We start from the raw sequence: 16,043 nt of genomic DNA, 5'->3' as shown, positions 1-16,043 counted from the left end.
GTTGATTATACATTCAACTCCCGGTTTTTTATTGTAGAAAGTACTTCATAATTGAGCATTTATATTTGACAATACCCTATGGGGGTATGATAAATTATATTCAAGATTCATCAGCTCCATTACTGGAGATTTTTTAAAAACTGAATTATACCCCCTATGGGTAAATGGTTTTGCTTTATAATTCTAGGAGGAATCAATTATGAAAAATGCAAAGTATCTATTTGGAACAACAGCAATGACTGTGCTGATACTCGGTGCCTGTGGAGCAGATGAAACACAGATGCAGGAAGGCAGTGTCTCAGAACATGAGACACATGAAGAAAGTATGGACCATTCCAGTTCAGGGGAAGTCCCGGATGATCTGACGCAAGCCGAAGATCCAACTTACCCAGTGGACAGCCAGGCAGTCATACGCACAGATCACATGGCTGGGATGGAGGGAGCAACCGCAACCGTTACAGGGGCATTCGATACTACTGCCTACACTGTCTCCTACACACCTGAAACAGGTGGCGATCCTGTTGAAGACCGTAAGTGGGTTATCCACGAAGAAATTGAGCATCCAGGCGAAGCGCCATTGGCACAAGGGAATGAAGCAGTCATAAATGCCAACCATATGGAAGGCATGAAAGGTGCCACTGCTAAGATTGATGAAGCCGAACAGACAACTGTCTACATGGTGAGCTATACGGATACTGAGACCGGAGATGAAGTCAAGCATCACAAATGGGTTACTGAGGATGAACTAAATCCCGTGGAATAGCGTCAGCAGGATCTACTACCTTGACAATTATACCCCCTATGGGTATAATGAAATTAACCAATACACACGGAAAGTAGTGAAGAGATATGGATGAGCATCTCCATGAGTTTGCGACAGAGCCGCGAACCTCGGATGAAAAGATAAAAATGCAGAACCGTCTGAAGCGCATCGAAGGACAGGTGCGCGGAATACAGAAAATGATTGATGAAGACCGCTATTGTATCGACATTCTGATACAGATCAGTGCCATCCAGTCGGCATTGAAAAATGTTGGATACAGTGTAACTGAAAGACATATGAAGCACTGTGTTACGGATGCCATTGAAAAAGGCGAAGGTGCCGAATCCATCGAGGAATTGATGGCAGTTCTGAAACAATTCTCGAAGTAGGAAAAAACAAAATTAAGTAAGGAGGGAAATATTTTGTCCAATAGCAAGCACGTCACATTGAATGTCACGGGCATGACATGCGCCGCCTGCTCAAGCCGTATAGAAAAAGTGCTGAACAAGATGGACGATGTCGACGCCAAAGTGAACCTGGCGACGGAAAAAGCTTCCATCGATTATGATTCAGATAATATAAAACTGGATGCCATTACAGACAAAATCGGCAACCTGGGATATGGCGTCGAATATGATGAAGCCGAATTCGATATCACCGGCATGACATGTGCGGCATGTTCAAGCCGTATTGAAAAAGTGTTGAATAAGACCGATGGCGTAAGCAATGCTGCGGTGAATCTGACTACAGAAAGTGCCGTCATCGAATACAATTCAAGTGTCGTAACCGAAAAAGACCTGATGGATAAGGTCGGCAACCTCGGTTATGAAGCAAAACCGAAACAGAGCAGCGAGGAAAATGGTACCAGGAAGGAACAGGAACTGACACGGATGAAATGGAAAGTCATCATATCAGCACTCTTATCCGCACCACTTCTTGTCACCATGCTGGATCACCTGTTCGGAATCAACCTTCCAGGCATATTCATGAACCCATGGTTCCAGTTGGCATTTGCCACACCGGTACAATTCATTTTAGGCTGGCAGTTCTATGTCGGTGCTTATAAGAACTTGAAAAATTTCAACGCCAACATGGATGTGCTCGTTGTCATGGGTACGAGTGCCGCATTCATCTACAGTCTGTATGGAACGTATTCGTGGATGACTGGCGCCACCATGCACCCCCATCTTTATTTTGAAACAAGTGCCATCATCATTACACTGATTCTATTCGGAAAATACTTGGAAACACGTGCAAAATCCAATACGACAGGGGCCATCAAAGAGCTGCTGAACCTTCAGGCGAAAGAAGCCCGTGTCATTCGAGATGGTGTTGAGCAGATGGTACCTGCAGAAGCAGTCATGAAGGGTGACCATCTCATCGTCAAACCAGGGGAGAAATTCCCCGTCGATGCGGTCGTCGTCAAAGGACGGACGTCTGTAGATGAATCGATGATTACCGGTGAATCCATTCCAATCGAGAAAGAAGCCGGTATCAATGTGATTGGTTCGACTGTGAACCAGAACGGTACAGTCGAAGTGGAAGCGACCAAAGTCGGCAAGGAGACAGCGCTTCAGTCCATCATCAAAGTAGTGGAGGAAGCCCAAGGCAAGAAAGCACCAATCCAGAGAATGGCTGATATCATCTCAGGTTATTTCGTACCGATTGTCATTGTCATTGCGATTGTCACATTCCTGGTATGGTTCTTCCTGGCAAGTCCAGGCAACTTTGAACCTGCGCTCGTCGCATCGATTTCAGTACTCGTCATCGCATGTCCTTGTGCGCTTGGTCTGGCCACACCGACATCTATCATGGTTGGTACAGGAAAAGGTGCAGAGAACGGCATTCTATTCAAAGGTGGCGAACATCTTGAGAAGACGCACGCTCTGAATACCATCATCATGGATAAGACAGGTACGATTACTAAAGGGAAACCTGAAGTGACCGATTTCACTGGTGATGCAGATACGCTCAGACTGCTTGCTTCAGCTGAGAAAGGTTCGGAGCACCCACTGGCACAGGCCATCGTCGGCTATGCGACGGAAAATGATATTTCCATGGTGGATGTAGAAGACTTCAGTGCAATACCGGGACGTGGTATCGAGGCAGTCATCGAAGGCCGGCAGGTTCTCGTCGGCACACGTAGACTGATGGTTGAAAACAACCTCAATACCGATCATCTGGAAGACAGCATGACCCAGTTTGAACATGAAGGCAAAACAGCCATGATCATCGCAGCTGATAACCAGATAAAAGGTGTGGTCGCCGTTCAGGATACGGTAAAAGACAGTGCCAAGGAAGCAATCAAGGCCCTGCACGACCAGGGACTCGAAGTGGTTATGCTGACAGGTGACAATACACGAACAGCAGCAGCCATTGCCAGACAGGTCAATATCGATACAGTCATTGCTGAAGTACTCCCGGAAGAAAAAGCCTCTCATGTGAAAAGAATGCAGGACGAAGGTAAAATTGTTGCGATGGTCGGAGACGGTGTCAATGATGCTCCTGCACTCGCAACAGCAGATATTGGTATCGCCATTGGTACCGGCACAGAGGTCGCAATAGAAGCGGCCGATATCACCATTCTCGGCGGAGAACTGACACTGATTCCAAGGGCAATCAATCTGAGTCATAAAACCATCCGCAACATCAAACAGAACCTGTTCTGGGCATTCGCCTACAATGCAGCAGGTATTCCAATCGCAGCACTCGGGTTCCTTGCCCCATGGGTGGCAGGCGCTGCCATGGCATTCAGTTCAGTCAGCGTTGTAACTAATTCACTTCGCCTGAAACGCGCAAAAATATAATTCAAATATCAGGAGGATTTCATTATGGAAAATCAGATAATCAAAGTAGAAGGCATGACATGCGGTCACTGCAAAAGTTCAGTGGAAGGTGCCTTGAATAAACTGGACGGTGTCGACAGTGCAACTGTCAGCCTCGAAGACAACCAGGTCGCTGTTCAATACGACGCTAGTAAAGTAAGCAATGATGCGCTTAACGATGCAATCGAAGATCAAGGCTACGATGTCGTGAAATAAATGATTCCACAACGATAGAAAATCCTCATTCTTGGAATGAGGATTTTTTAAATCAAAGAACAATATTATCATCATCAAAGCAAAGAAGGATACCATGTTTTCCTAATTAGAATTTCATATTGAAATTATACAACATTTTATTTATAATTCTGAGCGTTACTCTATAAATCCTTTTGTGATAATGTTCTTTTGTGTAAAGTAACGTATATATAACGCTTAGTGATATTATTTTAATTGTATTAGCATGTTTAAAAATTGCGCTTGGTGTGTAAATCTAGTATGATTAATAGCTTATTCATTTACATACGAGTAAAAGTATTGGAGTATAATAGAATACTTCAAAAATTATAAGGAGCGAATCAATGAAGGATTCTTCAGATCCCAGTAGTAGGAAGTTAACGAAAGTTTTTATCTATTCCGTCATAATCGTCGCATTACTTGTAGTCATCGGTGCCTTCAATCCCAATCAATTTGGCGCAGTTTCCGGGTCCATATCAGACTGGGTAAGTAAATATTTCGGATGGTACTATATGATTGTTACATCCGCCATGCTATTCTTTTGTATTTTTCTTATCTTCAGTCCAATTGGTAAATTAAAGTTGGGGAAACCCCATCATAAACCAGAATTCAGTACACGCTCATGGTTGACCATGCTCTTTAGTGCAGGTATGGGAATCGGCGTCGTTTTCTATAGTACATCTGAGCCTATCTCACATTTCATCACACCGGCAACTGCTGATCCTGAAACAGAAGCAGCAATGCTTGAAGCAATCCGGGCGACCATTTTTCACTGGGGCGCACACGCCTGGGGAATGTTTGGTGCTGTAGCGTTATCACTTGCCTATTTCCAGTTCAGGAAAGGCGAAACTGGATTGCTTTCAAAAACTCTCCGTCCAATTCTTGGTGACAAGGTTGACGGCCCTGTTGGCATTGTGATCGATGTACTTACTGTATTTGCCACAGTCATCGGTGTTGCCGTGTCCCTTGGGGTCGGTACCACACAAATCAACGGTGGCTTGAATTATCTATTCGGAATACCGATCAACCTTACGATGCAAGGTCTGATCATTGCTGTTGTAACTTTCCTTTTCCTGGCCAGTGCATGGAGTGGGCTCACTCAGGGCATCAAATATTTGAGTAACCTGAATATGATATTGGCATCAATATTACTTTTGACTGTACTGATACTTGGACCGACGCTACTGACATTAAATATGCTTCCAACTGCGGCGGGCGAATATATCAATACTTTCGTCGCACGTACGTTGGATGCCGCTCCATTGAACCCTCAAAAAAATGAGTGGTTGCAGTCATGGACGATATATTACTGGGCATGGTGGCTCAGTTGGAGTCCGTTTGTAGGAATATTCATTGCCCGTGTATCCAGAGGGCGCACAGTACGCGAATTTGTACTGGCCCTGCTCAGTGTACCAACGACCATCGGCATTATCTGGTTCACTGTTTTTGGTGTCACTGGCATTGAAGTTGCTGATCGGGTACCAGAGATCATTAACCTTGGACCTGAAACACAGTTATTTGCAATTTTCGATCAAATGCCACTTAGTGTGCCGATGTCGATTCTAGCAATCATACTTGTTTCATCATTCTTTATCACTTCAGCTGACTCAGCAACTTTTGTTCTTGGAATGCTGACATCGAATGGATCATTACACCCACCTGTAAAAACCAAGGTCGTATGGGGGATCAGCTTGTCATCAATCGCCTATGTTCTCCTCCTTTCAGGGGGAGAGACCGGGCTTGAGGCACTTCAATCTGCTGCGATTATAGCTGCACTACCATTCAGCTTTGTCTTGATTATGATGATGTTCTCATTTTATAAAGATGCGAATAAAGAGAGAAAGTACCTGGGGCTCACAATCACTCCGAATAAACATCGTATGAAGGAGTACCTGAATAGGGAAGAGAGAGAATATCAGGAACAAAAAGAAGCAGGCGTCGATGAAAGAGATTTATAGCCATTACTCAAAGCCTCAGACCTAAAAGGTCTGGGGCTTTTTCAATTGAACTATATATGTGTTCCATCGATACAATGAAGTATTTGTAGTTACTTGCCCTATGTTCTACACTCATCTTATAACTAGAACACATAAGGAGAATGTATATGAGACTCTATATCAAACAGAAAGTTTTCTCATTCAAAGACCAGTTTACAGTAAAAGACGAGAAAGAAAATGATGCTTTTTACGTGGAAGGCAAAGCATTCTCTGTAGGTAACAGGCTGCATGTTACAGATACGAGCGGTGAAGAAGTGCTATACATCGAACAGAAGCTCTTTCGCATCTCTCCGGAATACGATCTGTTTCAAAATGATGACAAGGTGGCGACAGTCAAAAAGGACTTCAATCTGTTTGCCAATAACTACACGATTCTGGGGCCTGACTGGCACATAAAAGGTTCCATCACAGAGCATAACTATGTCATTAAAGAGAATGATCAGGATATCGCTCATGTCAGTAAAAAACTGCTCTCCTGGGGCGACTCCTATTCGATCGATATCTACGATGAAAGTCATCTGGGTATCCTGCTCGGGATTGTTATCGTGATTGACTGCGTCAATCAGAAAAATAACTAACTTTTAATAACCTTATCCGATTACTATGATATTTTTGGGGGAAAGTGTCATTTAAATAAAGAATAGAAGGTGTGACAATGAGCCATAGAAAATGGTGGGAAGATGCGATTATCTATCAGATATATCCTAGGAGTTTCAATGATTCCAATGGAGATGGAATAGGTGACATCAATGGCATAATAGAGAAGTTGGACTACATTGAATCCCTTGGTGTGAATACGGTCTGGGTCAATCCGATGATTTTGTCCAATCAGCAGGATAATGGATATGACGTCATCAACTATACAAAGGTGGACCCCATTTTCGGGACTGAGGAAGATGGAGAACGGTTGATCAAGGAAATCAAAGGTAGAGGCATTAAAATAATCTTTGATTTCCCACTCAATCATACATCTGTTGAGCATCCCTGGTTTCAGGAAGCATTAAAAGGAACAGACAACTCCTACCGCGATTATTATATATGGACAGGCGCAGAGGACGACCGTCCATATCCAAACAATTGGACTGCTGCTTTCGGTGGGTCCGCATGGACCAAAGAGCTCAATGGAGATCAGTATTTCTTGCATCTATTCATGCAGTCGATGGCAGAATTGAACTGGGAACATCCGCCGTTAAGAAAAGAAATGGCAGATGTACTGAACTATTGGATTGAAAGAGGCATTGATGGTTTTCGACTCGACGCTTTCATATATCTCGATATAGACATGGATTTTCCAGAACACCCGGAAGCAAAAGGGGCTGGACAGGATCTCAATGAACATGGAGACAGAATCAAAGACTACTTGAACGAGATGAACGATGCAATCAGTCGTCATGAAAAAGAGATATTCTTTGTGGGAGAAGCGACCAGCGCAGATGCCGAACTGACACAATGGTATACAGATCCAGAGAATAATATGGTCGATAAGATCATTACGATGCAGTATTTCCCGGAAAATAAAGATAAAACAATCGAGGATGTTCCCGAATCGAACCAGCACCTGCCACTTGATCTGAAGAAATTCAAAAAAGTACAGAAAGAGTTTCAGGAGAAAGAAGGACCTCGAGGAGGCCCGATACTTTTCTGGTCGAACCACGATATGCCACGTTCCTTGCACAAATACGGCAGTATAGACACCTCCCATCGGGACAATGCAGCTAAAATGATGGCGACGCTTCTATATCTGCAAAAAGGCATTCCCATCATATACAATGGTGAAGAAATTGGAATGAAAAACGCGGCTTTCGATGACCCTGGCAATATCGCCGACTCAGGCATCATGGACTTCTATCAGAAAGCAGAGCAGGCAGGCTGGAATCATAAGAGAATCATGAGCCATATAAACTTGACTGCCCGAGATGTCAGCAGAGGCATCATGCAGTGGGATGACAGCGAAAAAGTTGGATTTACAGATGGTGTGCCTTGGATGCTTTATAACCGTGAAGGCACCTATAATGTGAGAGATCAGGAACAGGATGAAGATAGCATCCTCAACTTCTATAGAGAACTGATCAGCCTTAAGAAAACAGAACTGTTCCAAAAGGGTTCCTACGATATGAAGGAAACAAAGGATACTTTATACGTCTATGGACGTACTCTGAACGCACAGAAAGCACTCGTCTGCTGCAATTTCTCTGAAGAAATGGAAACCATCGAGATTGGAGAAGGGTGGCAGCAGAATCAGATTGTTCTGCAGAATGATGGCAGTCAGCTGAAAGATGATAGGTTGCAGCTCTCGCCGTATGGCGCAGTCGTACTCTTACACAATTAAATAGACCATTCTGAAACAGTTTCTCTTTAAAAGGAGAGACTGTTTTATTTATTTATTTATGATAGTGAATAGGTGAAGTAAAACCTTTCTTAATACATTGAGAGGGGCTTTTTATGGCACTGTATCATAATGGAATTCAACTTAGTTAGTCCGTTTCTTGAAAAATAACTATTTTTATAAGCTCATGAATATTAACATGATAATTGCTATTCAATTTAAATATACATAATAGTCTAAATTATCAAATTCTATTTCCTCTTAAAGGGAAAAAGAGTGTCTTAACATTAATAGGAAAAATTTCTATACTTTTAGTTGAAAGGAGAAGACTTTTGTGAAAGCGCTTAATAATAGAGGGAAAGAAATTACGACTCTTCTTTACGAATCAAATAAAGTGCAGACAAGTGAGGATCTATCTACTTTGTTAAATGTTTCAACTAGAACGGTTCGATCAGATATTAAAAATGCCAATGAAGCATTAAATGAACATGGTGCCAATATTACCTCGATAAAAAGTAAAGGCTATCTCTTTGAAGTTTACGATTTATCTAAATTTGAACTGTTCAAATTAGAAAACTTTATCGACAAAGACAACTTTCTAGGTTCTATCATCAAGGAACTATTACTCCATTCTTATAAGAACCATCCACTATTTCAACAAGATCTAGCCGACAAATTATTTATAAGTCTTTCTTCACTTAAAAAGAATTTACCATGGGCTGTTGAAAAAATGGAGAAATATAATCTCGGTCTGATAGCGAATAACGTAGAAGGGATCCTCCTAGATGGGAATGAAGAAGATATGCGTCATGCAATTAAAAATTCTTTCTTCGATGATGATAATAATTATCCCAAAGAAGATTACCAACAATTACTTTCCCTAGATCTATTGGATAAGATAGACCAGGAAATCTACAACTTATCTTCAAAACACGTTATCAAACTTACGGATGATGCAAGAAGAAATTTAGGGATGGATATTTTAATTGCAATAAGCAGAAGTAAGGTCAACAAATATGTGATCTACAGTGGACAAGAAGTAGAGAAAATAGAAAGAACTGAAGAGTATAGCATGGCACTATCATTACAGAAGAACCTGAGGATTACATTGGGTGATGCGCTTAATGAAGAAATTCATTACATTGCCAAGAAAATTATAGTAAGTGGCAAACTTGATAGTTTTGATATTTGTTATTCAGAAGTAGATGTTGAGTGGATTATAGATAACATTTTGAAATCGATAAAAAAAAGAACTTCCATTGATTTTCAAAAAGATACTGATTTGAAAACAGGTTTATCAATACATCTCAATGTAGCTTTTAATAGAATACAGTTTAAAACTCAAGTTCAAAATGATTCTTTGAATACAATAAAAAGTGATTATCCTGTTGCATTTGAATTAGCAATAATCGCTAGCAAAGAAATAAAGAAACTACTTAAACTGGAGCTAGGAGAAAGTGAAATCGGCTATATTGCCATACACTTTGGAGTCGCTTTAGAAAAGTTCAACTATTTGAACAATAAAAAGATTAAGAAGATCATCGTACTTTGCGGCTCTGGAATCGCTACATCAACTTTGATAAGAGAGAAAATCAAAAGTCATCTCAATGATTATATTACCGATATTCAAACAATAAGTCTGGGGGACTTTGATGCTGCACTGATCAAACAAACAGATCTGATTCTGACAACAATTCCTCTCCAAATTCAATCGTCGAAAATCATGAGAATAAACACAGTTTTAAGCAATATAGAACTAAGTAATATAAGGAAATACTTTGAAGAGAGTAATTCAAAAGATAAAAAGAATATAAGAGAGTTCTTTGATAAGAAACTGTTCCTTAAAAATGTGGAAAAGCCCACTAAAGATGAAGCTTTAAACTATATAACTGATTTGATGATAGAACATGGTTACATCGATTCGGTAACGAAAGAGTCTATTTTCGATAGAGAAAATATTGCTTCAACAGAACTGGGAAGATTAATCGCTATCCCCCACCCGCTAGATAATAAAACTAAAGTACCTATTATTTCTATTTGTATCCTGGAAAAACCAATAACCTGGGATAAGCAGAAGGTTCAGGTAATTTTAGTTTTCAGCATGCCTCATAAAGATATCGAACTCTGGGAAATAGTATTCAAAAAAATCTACACTTTCCTCTATGAAGAACTTGGAATCAACAAACTTATTAACGAATTTGAATATGAAGATTTCATTTATAGCTTGGAACAAGGGAAAAGGAGGGTTTGATTATGGGGTTGATTGAATTTACAACAAAAAACGTAGAGCTGCAGGTAGATGCAAAAGATTGGGAAGAGGCTGTCAGGAAGTCCGTATCGATTCTTGAGAAAAATAATCATGTAAATACTGAATATGTTGAACACATTATACAGAATATTGATGAATATGGACCTTATATCCTCATACATCCAGGATTGGCAATTCCACATAGTAGACCGGAGAATGGTGTAAACAGAATTGGCTTTAGTCTATTAACATTGAGTACTCCAGTTTATTTTTCTGGCAGTGATAATTCAGTAGAAGTATTGATTAGTTTCTCAGCAGTAGATAATAGAAATCATTTGGAAATCATAAAAATGATCGTCGATATTGTTGAGCATGGCTTAATAGAGAAGTTGCCAGATGTCCATTCAATACATGAACTGAATGAACTGATGGAGGAGGTGACATTCAGTGAATAAGACAGCAATAATTTGTAGTGGTGGCGATGGCTCAGGGATAAACTCTGTAATAGATGTAATATCAAAAAACGCTAACATTGATCTTTATGGGTTCGATAATAGTTTTGACGGAATAATCCACTCCAAACCTATTCAACTCACCAGAGATCATTGCAGTCACCACTCCCTGGATGGTAAACAATTGATTCTCACCTCCAGAAGTAAAGCGCCCTATACAAAAGAAGGGCGACAGCTTATACAGAAGAAGTTACAAGAAAATAACTTTGAATACTTGATAGTGTGCGGAGGAAACGGTTCAAAAAAGGCAGCTACGCTGCTTGAAGAAGATGGTGTGAAAACAATTTTTATACCTATGACAGTTGATAATGATGTAGGAGGCAGTGAGTATTCCATTGGATTCGATACCGCTTTAAACAGAGTCACCAGCATTGTGCACGACCTCCATGATACAGCACATAACATGCCTGGAAGAATTTTTATGGTAGAGGTACTTGGTGGAAACTGCGGAAACCTAGCTTTGCACAGTGCCATTGCAACTGCTTCCGATATGTCCTTGATTCCCGAATTTCCAGTAAATCATGAGAAGATCTCCGAGAAGATAAAAGAAAAATTGAAGTTTCAAGATGCTATTATAATCATCTGTTCTGAGGCAGCATATGAAAATGAAAATTATAAAACAGGAGAGCAAGGCGTTTCTTTTGAAATAGCTGATGAAATAGAAAAGAACACAAATATAAGAGTGCGAAAATCTATCGTCGGTTTTTCAATGAGATCAGGAAACCCAACTTTTAAAGACGCTATGGTCGCAACTAGAATGGGGATGGCTGCTGTAGAACATATTGAGGATGATAATACAGGGTTTATGATCGGAATTGTTGATGACGCAGTACATTCAATAAGCCTAAAGAATGATGAAGATTTCAATAATAATCTAAATAAGAAAATTTTGGAACTAGCTATAAAGAAAGATCTAATTATAGAAGGGGAGAAAAAATATGATTAAAATACTTATGGTATGTGGTGCAGGACTAGGAAGTAGTTTTGCTATGGAAATGGCAGTGGAATCAGTAGTCAAAGAGATTGGTCTCGATGCATCCTTGGACCATACGGATATATCTTCTGCTTCGGGCGTACAAGCTGACATTGTTATTGCAGCTAACAACTTTGAAGACCAAGTAAAGAGATATGGTATGAATTCTCATCTAATATTTCTAAATAACTTGATTGATAAAAAAGAGATTAAAGAAAAATTGGTACCGGTATTGGAGGAGAACAACTATATCTAGTCGGAACTAATTTAAGATACAGTCTACAAATTTTGAATAAAGGGGGAGAAACATGGCAGTCGTTGATTTCATTGTTAATAATATACTGACACAAGCATCAATAACAATAGCACTCGTGGCAATGGTCGGTCTACTCCTACAGAAAAAACCTGGAGGTGAGGTGGCTTCAGGAACCTTTAAAACAATGCTAGGTTTTCTCGTACTAGCCGCCGGTTCTTCAATTATAGTTTCGACATTATCATATTTCGGAGAAATATTCTCTGAAGGATTTGGAACACAGGGGATCGTCCCATCAATTGAAGCTATAAATGGACAGGCAATGAATGATTTAGGATTAGGGAATGAGATTGCGTTAACTTTTTTAGCAATATTCTTAGTTAATATCATTCTTGCCAGGTTCACAAGATGGAAGTATATCTTCTTAACTGGCCAAGCCCTTCTATGGATGGCAACTATGACTACTATTTTTGGGTTTTATGGTGGCTTAAGAGGATTTCCTCTAATACTACTTGGAGGTATTATAGGTGGGGTATTTGCAGTTGCCATGCCGGCCATCGCTCAACCTTTTGTAAGAAAAATTACTGGTTCGGATGACATAGCACTAGGGCATTTCTGTACAATCGGTTACGTTTTTACTGCTGGAGTATCCAAACTTGTCGGAAATAAATCACAATCTACCGAAGATATTAAATTCCCTAAAGGATTAGCGTTTTTACAAGACACTTATCTAGCCGTTGGTGCAATCATGATACCACTATTCATGGTTACAGCCGCTTTCGCTGGTCCAGAATTTACGAGCCAGTATAGCGATGATCTCAACTATATTGTACATGCGTTCTTGCAAGGTGTTCAATTTGTGGTTGGTGTTTACGTACTATTATCTGGTGTCCGTTTACTTCTTGCGGAGATCGTACCAGCATTTAGAGGAATTGCATTGAAGCTGGTACCTGACGCAAAGCCGGCATTAGATGCTCCTGTGCTATTTCCTTATGCACCTACCGCAGTTACACTAGGTTTCATTTCGACCACAGTAGGAACAGTTATTGCAATGATATTATTGCCGTTCGTCGGTTTACCTGTCCTCCTTCCAGGAATGTTGACTAACTTCTTTGCAGGCGGAACTGCAGGTATATTCGGAAACGCCGTTGGTGGTATAAGAGGAACAATTATATCGGGTATAGCCCACGGTATTTTCATTACGGTCTTACCCGCACTACTGGTGCCAATCTTCAACGATATGGAATTTATAAACACGACTGCTACGGATGTGGATACAGTTACTGCGGCACTATTATATGAGTGGATTATAAACCCATTAATCAGCTTGTTTAACTGATCGGAGAGATGCAAATGAATATTTTCAAGAAATTTTTAAACAAAGAGAAGACCAGTAGCGAAACTGTAGAAATTGATGAAGAAGCTCTACAGCAACAGATAATTGAGCATGAAGAAAAACTGAAGAATTCTGACGATGAAGACTTAACTGAGACATTGAACGCATTGGGAAAATTGTACTATCAATTAGGTAATATAGATAAATCCATTGAATACTATGAACGAAGTATCTCCCAGGAAAAAGCATTGGGGTCCTCTTTTACCGAATTGATGAAACTATACAATATTAAAAGAAAAGAAGCAGTTGAAGCAAAAAATGACGCCGAAGTCCAAGAATATCTAACCAAAATTGATGCACTCATGCAACTTTCAAAAGATGTAATGAGAGGCAGAATCTAAAAAGGGAGTCGTTATAATGGAAAACCTAAATACACTTTTTAATAAGTATGATAACAAGAAAGCTATTGGATCTTTTAATGTTCACTGTCTGGAAATGCTACCTTCCATGCTTTTAGGAGCTAAAGAAATAGAATCACCAATTATTATTCAAACTTCTTTAGGAACAGCCAAATATATTGGATTTGATCTATTAGTATCTACCATGGATACGTTAGCTAATAGATATCAGATTGATGCGTGTTTGCACTTAGATCACTGTACCGATATGAATGCAGTAAAAGAAGCTGTAGACGCTGGTTACACATCTGTAATGTATGACGGCTCAAGTCTGACTCTTGAAGAAAATATTAGTAATACAAGAGAGATTGTCGAATACGCGCATAAGAGAAACGTTTCTGTAGAAGGTGAAGTTGGCAGTATTGGCGGAGCAGAAGATGGTTTAATAATTGATGAAGAACAAGCAAAATATACTGACATTGACGAAGCAATACGTTTTGTAGAAGAAACACAGGTTGATGCTCTGGCAGTGGCGATTGGAACAACACACGGTCAGTTTAAGTCGAAGGCTAAGATAAATTATGAGCTTTTAAGTTCTCTATCTGAGAACCTGGATAAAGTAGGTTTAGTTTTACATGGAGGAACTGGCGTCTCTGATGAAGATATGAGAAAGTGTGTACGTGAAGGTATGAAAAAAATCAATGTTGGTTCTGAATTGAATAAATCATATATTGAACTCGTCAACGAAACTTTCCCTCCTGCACTAGATGCACCTTTAACGTCACTCAGAAAACTACTAAATCCTGCAAATGATAAGATTAAAGAAATCGTAAAGGAAAAATCTTTGCTTTTCCAACTCTAGAATTGTATTTAAAACATGATTGTTACTGTGACAGACTCGTACAGAACTAAATAAATTAATTCAGATCAGTCTTCCTGGAATAGGGAGACTGATCTTTTAAGTATTGGCCTTTTTATTCTCGAGCTTATAGATTTCAATAATATCGTTACCTCTCAAGCTGAGAAAACAACCACTTAGGAAAACTTCCACACAAAACGATGACTATTCAATATACTAGAAAAAAAGAGAAAAGGAGCTTATAGATGGATGAAAAATACAGAATAGAATTATCTATAGAAGAGACAATGTCAGAAGATCACATTCTCATTCATTGTCGGTCGGATACAGTAGGCTCGAAAGTCATGTCTAGCCTGAGCAACATGACGAAAGATAATAAATCATTGGTTTTAAAACAGGATGACAGCTATGTAATTGTAGACAAATCAGATATTGTATTTGCTGAAGTCTATAACAAAGAACTCACAGTCTACACGATTGACGAGGAAATAAAAACATCACAATCCTTATCCTCATTTTATGAAAGTCTACCTAGAGAATCATTTATTCAAGTATCCAAATCTTCTATATTGAACGTCCATAAAATAAAAAGAGTGGAAGCACATTTTTCCGGAAACCTGCTCTCACATTTATCCAATGGAATGAAAACAAGTATATCCAGAAGATATGTTTCTCAGTTGAAAGAAAAATTAGGAATATAGGAGGTAGCGAAATGAAAAGTTTAATTTCTTATGTATTGGCATCAATGTGTATCGGGAGTTTCATCTATCTGATTATTTTAGTCACTTATGGTCCTGTAGAAAATGTTCAGGTAGAACGCATTTATAGTGTGTGGGTTGCATCAGCTGCGATTGGTGCAGCAACAATCGTGCATCATTTCAATTGGGCATCGCTTGCAAGATACGCTGTACAATTCGGAGTAGGCATCGCTGCTTTTACGATCGTTAACATCTATCATGGCTGGTTGGAAATATCTTTCCTTGAGATTCTCAATTTTGGTTTATCCATATTTCTAATAATGCTACTAATATCTGCAGTTAATTATCTTCTTTCAGCAAGAGACTCCAAATTGATCAACCAAATTTTAAACAAGAAATGATTTGAATCCCCTTACAGCTTCAATTGAGAAGGGGACTATTATGTCCAAACCGTGAACCTTAAGCAATTATTCAGAAATAATACAAACAGATATCAATATTACAATCACTGATACTAATTGTAACCTTGTTATTATTAGCCTGTAACACCCTACAGATAAATTCGTGTTATAGTGTGTCTTGTCTTAAAAAATAAGGCTTGAAAACGACATGACTCAACAA

General features: G+C 39.6%; 16 protein-coding genes. All 16 read left to right on the top strand.

Annotated features, from left to right (window positions below):
* Positions 1–199 precede the first annotated feature (199 nt).
* The 16 genes from GQ671_RS10225 (at position 200) to GQ671_RS10150 (ending at position 15,823) form a co-directional block, all read left to right on the top strand.
* Positions 200–763, top strand: coding sequence for a YdhK family protein (locus tag GQ671_RS10225; protein WP_160656598.1), 564 nt, complete (start codon positions 200–202; stop codon positions 761–763).
* A gap of 86 nt (positions 764–849) precedes the next feature.
* Entirely contained in the window at positions 850–1,152 is a 303-nt protein-coding gene (locus GQ671_RS10220; protein ID WP_160656595.1) for a metal-sensing transcriptional repressor, read from the top strand.
* Positions 1,153–1,182: 30 nt separating this feature from the next.
* A complete protein-coding gene (locus GQ671_RS10215; RefSeq protein WP_380645461.1) occupies positions 1,183–3,570 on the top strand; it encodes a heavy metal translocating P-type ATPase in 2,388 nt (795 codons plus the stop codon).
* A 24-nt stretch (positions 3,571–3,594) separates the two neighbouring features.
* Positions 3,595–3,804, top strand: a complete 210-nt coding sequence (gene copZ / locus GQ671_RS10210) for a copper chaperone CopZ (RefSeq protein ID WP_160656591.1) — start codon at positions 3,595–3,597, stop codon at positions 3,802–3,804.
* 362 nt (positions 3,805–4,166) lie between these two features.
* Positions 4,167–5,780 (top strand): BCCT family transporter, encoded by a 1,614-nt coding sequence (locus tag GQ671_RS10205; protein ID WP_160656589.1) that lies wholly within the window; start codon positions 4,167–4,169, stop codon positions 5,778–5,780.
* 140 nt (positions 5,781–5,920) lie between these two features.
* Positions 5,921–6,397, top strand: coding sequence for an LURP-one-related/scramblase family protein (locus GQ671_RS10200; RefSeq protein ID WP_281354849.1), 477 nt, complete (start codon positions 5,921–5,923; stop codon positions 6,395–6,397).
* Positions 6,398–6,474: 77 nt separating this feature from the next.
* Entirely contained in the window at positions 6,475–8,148 is a 1,674-nt protein-coding gene (locus GQ671_RS10195; RefSeq protein WP_160656585.1) for an alpha-glucosidase, read from the top strand.
* 331 nt (positions 8,149–8,479) lie between these two features.
* On the top strand, positions 8,480–10,396 hold the full coding sequence (locus tag GQ671_RS13120; RefSeq protein WP_160656583.1) for a BglG family transcription antiterminator: 1,917 nt from the start codon (positions 8,480–8,482) through the stop codon (positions 10,394–10,396).
* Positions 10,397–10,398: 2 nt separating this feature from the next.
* A complete protein-coding gene (locus GQ671_RS10185; protein ID WP_160656581.1) occupies positions 10,399–10,848 on the top strand; it encodes a PTS sugar transporter subunit IIA in 450 nt (149 codons plus the stop codon).
* The gene (locus GQ671_RS10180) at positions 10,841–11,851 is read left to right on the top strand and encodes a 6-phosphofructokinase (protein WP_160656579.1); all 1,011 of its coding nucleotides are present in this window, start codon (positions 10,841–10,843) and stop codon (positions 11,849–11,851) included. Before GQ671_RS10185 ends, GQ671_RS10180 begins: the two co-directional genes overlap by 8 nt.
* The gene (locus GQ671_RS10175; RefSeq protein ID WP_160656577.1) at positions 11,844–12,134 is read left to right on the top strand and encodes a PTS sugar transporter subunit IIB; all 291 of its coding nucleotides are present in this window, start codon (positions 11,844–11,846) and stop codon (positions 12,132–12,134) included. Before GQ671_RS10180 ends, GQ671_RS10175 begins: the two co-directional genes overlap by 8 nt.
* A 52-nt stretch (positions 12,135–12,186) precedes the next feature.
* Entirely contained in the window at positions 12,187–13,470 is a 1,284-nt protein-coding gene (locus GQ671_RS10170; protein WP_160656575.1) for a PTS sugar transporter subunit IIC, read from the top strand.
* A 14-nt stretch (positions 13,471–13,484) separates the two neighbouring features.
* On the top strand, positions 13,485–13,868 hold the full coding sequence (locus GQ671_RS10165) for a tetratricopeptide repeat protein (protein ID WP_160656573.1): 384 nt from the start codon (positions 13,485–13,487) through the stop codon (positions 13,866–13,868).
* Between the two features lie 16 nt (positions 13,869–13,884).
* Positions 13,885–14,727 (top strand): class II fructose-bisphosphate aldolase, encoded by an 843-nt coding sequence (locus tag GQ671_RS10160; protein ID WP_170288688.1) that lies wholly within the window; start codon positions 13,885–13,887, stop codon positions 14,725–14,727.
* 242 nt (positions 14,728–14,969) lie between these two features.
* On the top strand, positions 14,970–15,425 hold the full coding sequence (locus GQ671_RS10155) for a LytR/AlgR family response regulator transcription factor (protein ID WP_160656571.1): 456 nt from the start codon (positions 14,970–14,972) through the stop codon (positions 15,423–15,425).
* An 11-nt stretch (positions 15,426–15,436) separates the two neighbouring features.
* A complete protein-coding gene (locus GQ671_RS10150; RefSeq protein ID WP_160656567.1) occupies positions 15,437–15,823 on the top strand; it encodes a DUF3021 family protein in 387 nt (128 codons plus the stop codon).
* The last annotated feature ends 220 nt before the right edge of the window (positions 15,824–16,043 follow it).

Source organism: Salinicoccus hispanicus (assembly GCF_009831115.1).
Classification (GTDB): Bacteria; Bacillota; Bacilli; order Staphylococcales; family Salinicoccaceae; genus Salinicoccus; species Salinicoccus hispanicus.
Note: the sequence above shows the minus strand (reverse complement) of the source record. Positions and strands in the feature narration are given on the sequence as shown.